This window comes from Lactobacillus equicursoris DSM 19284 = JCM 14600 = CIP 110162 (genome assembly GCF_001434815.1).
Classification (GTDB): Bacteria; Bacillota; Bacilli; order Lactobacillales; family Lactobacillaceae; genus Lactobacillus; species Lactobacillus equicursoris.
Genome location: NZ_AZDU01000088.1, coordinates 1 through 2,772 on the forward strand (window position 1 = coordinate 1; position 2,772 = coordinate 2,772).

Below are 2,772 nucleotides of genomic sequence, written 5' to 3' on the forward strand. Positions count from 1 at the left end.
GCCCCAAGTTTCCTTGCCGTTCCAGTACATTTCGTCATCTGGAGCATAGCCAATAGCGTACTTGGATGCCCAGCCAGTGCCGTAGACGTTGGCCATCATCTTGTTGTAGTTCCAGCTGTTCCAACCTGCTCTTACCGCAATTTGAGCTGGTTCCCAGTAAAAGGCGCCAACGCCGTTGCCGGCAACCAAAGCCTTGTACAAAGCCGTCACTTCATCGACTTGCCCTTGTGGACCTACTGCGTAGTCACTTGGTGCATAACCGATGTTGTCGCCAGTGCCATCTGAGTCATTGACATTATTCAGCCAGCTGGTTTCCATGACAACAACGCGCTTGCCAAATTCCTTTTGGGCCATCTGTTCAACCTTAAGCAAGTTTGATGGATTGTTGCTGTCACTGCCCCAGAATGGGTAGTAAGAAGTACCAAGGTAGTCATAGTCAACCCCGCTGTTCTTCAAAACCGTCATCAGAGACCGGTACTTATTTACATCTGGTGATTCAAATTGAACGGCAATCTTGGCGCTGGAGTCAGCTTTTCTAACTGCCTTAGCAGCCGTTGCCAGGTAAGAAGCAATCAACTTGCCATCGTTGCCTTGCCAAAGTTCGCTCCATGAGCCATTGTGTCTTTGACCAGCCGTGATGCCAAAAGCACCCTTGGTAATTTCGTTGCCGATTTGGACCATACTTGGGCTAACGCCAGCATCCTTCAGATCGGTCAAAACTTTTTGCGTGTAAAGGGAGATTGACTTGTTTAATTCAGCCTGTGACAGGTTCTTCCAAGCTTTTGGCAAAATCTGCTTTTGTGGGTCAGCCCAAAAGTCGGAGTAGTGGAAGTCCAAAAGGACTTTCATCCCGTATTGCTTGGCCTTTTGTGCGGTCTTGATGAGCGTTTCCTCATCGGTGTTGCCGCCGCCATAGCCTAAGCCTTCAGCGTTGTATGGGTCATTCCAAAGACGAAGACGTACCCAGTTGACGCCGGCATCAGCCAAAACCTTAAAGAGGTCGGCTTCCTTGCCGTCAAAGTCATAGAACTTAACACCGGCATTAGCCATGGCTTGGTAAGTAGAAATGTCTACCCCGCGGGCCATTTCGTCTTTCATGCCAGGGATCTTTTCTACCTTGACGCTTTCATAGCGCAGGCCCGTTTCATCACCGGTCGTGTAGGCAGCCGTAATTTCATCGCTGGTCTTCTTGCTAGTTGGCGTTTCATCCACTGCCTGGGTCTTTTGACCGCTGCCAGCAACCAAGGTCGCAGTAAATTGCGCCTTGATGGTGTCGCCGTACTTGACGCCGCTGTTCAGCTTCAAGAAGTTAGCTAGTTTTTCCGCGCTATCCTTTCCTACTTGCCAGTATTGGTAGTGGTAAGTCTTGCCACTATTGTCAACATAATCAGCTTGGCCGTTGTAGGCAGTATCGTCGCCGTACAGTCCGGCAAAAATTGCCTTTAGCACATCTTGGCTGATGACCGTCCCCTTATCGCCAGTGAACAAGTTAGCAGAAACGCCATTAACTAAGGCAGTCTGGTCACTATCGCTCATCTTGTTAGTAATTGAGTTCTTGACCTTGCCGGCATCACTGTAAACAGCAGTAATTTCTGGATCAAGCTTAGAAGTTGCTTGTTCAGCCTTGGCCACTTGTTCCACCTTGTACAGTAAGGCAGCAGCCGTGCCATCGTAGTAGCCAGCACCTAGTACGGCATTAGCAGCATCAGTTTTACCCAGCTTAGCCAGCAAAGCGCTAGTTACAGCTTTGGCATCCAGGTTCTTTTGGCTGACATCCATCACAACACTAGCCAAAACCTTACCAGGCATTGATGAATTTTTCTCCATTAAAGAAGAGATAACCTTGTCGTCGTTGTTGACGCTCTTTTGCGCCAAAAGCTGCGCCATTTCGTGGGCTGCGGATTCTTGGAACTTATCCTTGCTTTCCGTCCAGTCGTACTTAACCTTGCCCTTTAACTTAGTCGCGGTTTGGAATTCGATTTGGTCTCTGAGCAGCTGGCTATGGTCTAAGCCATCATTTTCGGCACCATCTTTGCCAAAACGGGTAGTAATCCCATTAACCTTTTTAACCGTATTCTTAGCAATGGCGCCGGTTGAATCCGCATAGTAGTTCTTACCATTAGCACTGAAGTACTTGCTCTTAACAACCTGACCATTTGCATCGTAGTAAGAAGTCTTGCCCTTTTCGGTGACAAAAGTACTCTTCTTAGCTTGGGTAGTCGTCTTGGTCTGCATAGCGGTAACGGCCTGCGTTGCTTGACCAGCCTTAGCTGCTTGCGGATTAGCACTTTGGACAGAAGGCACAGTCTCACTAGCCTTGGTAGTTTGGTCAGCTTCAGCAGCCGTCTTTTGACTTTGGTCTTGGCTGTCAGTCTTAGCCGCAGCCTCTGCAGTTTGGCCGCTTTGCACAGCATTTGTCTTGTCTTCTTGAACCGTCTTAGCTTCTGCTTGCGCTGCATCGGTCGTATCAGCCTTAACCTGGTTGCCATAAGCTAAACCCGTGGTCGCCGTCAAAACCGCTAAGCCAGTCAATAAACTTTTCTTTGACTTAAAGTGCTTGATCTTTTTTCCCATTAGATTCACCTAATTATTCTTTTACATTCACAAACTTGATTACATGATCCAGGAAAAAAGTCTAACTATCATAGTTAGACTTTTTTTAATTATAAATTCTTTACCCACTTCAGGGCAGCTGAAACGTTGACCTTGATTGGATCGCCGTACTTGGCACCCTTGTTCACGGCAGCGAGGTCGCCGCTGCTTGCGTCGAAG

Annotated in this window: 1 protein-coding gene; it reads right to left on the reverse strand. The window is 48.1% G+C overall.

The annotated features are described in order from the left end of the window. On the reverse strand, positions 1–2,574 hold a 2,574-nt coding region (locus tag FC20_RS10945; protein WP_236697667.1), incomplete at its 3' end, for a glycosyl hydrolase 53 family protein. Positions 2,575–2,772 lie beyond the last annotated feature (198 nt).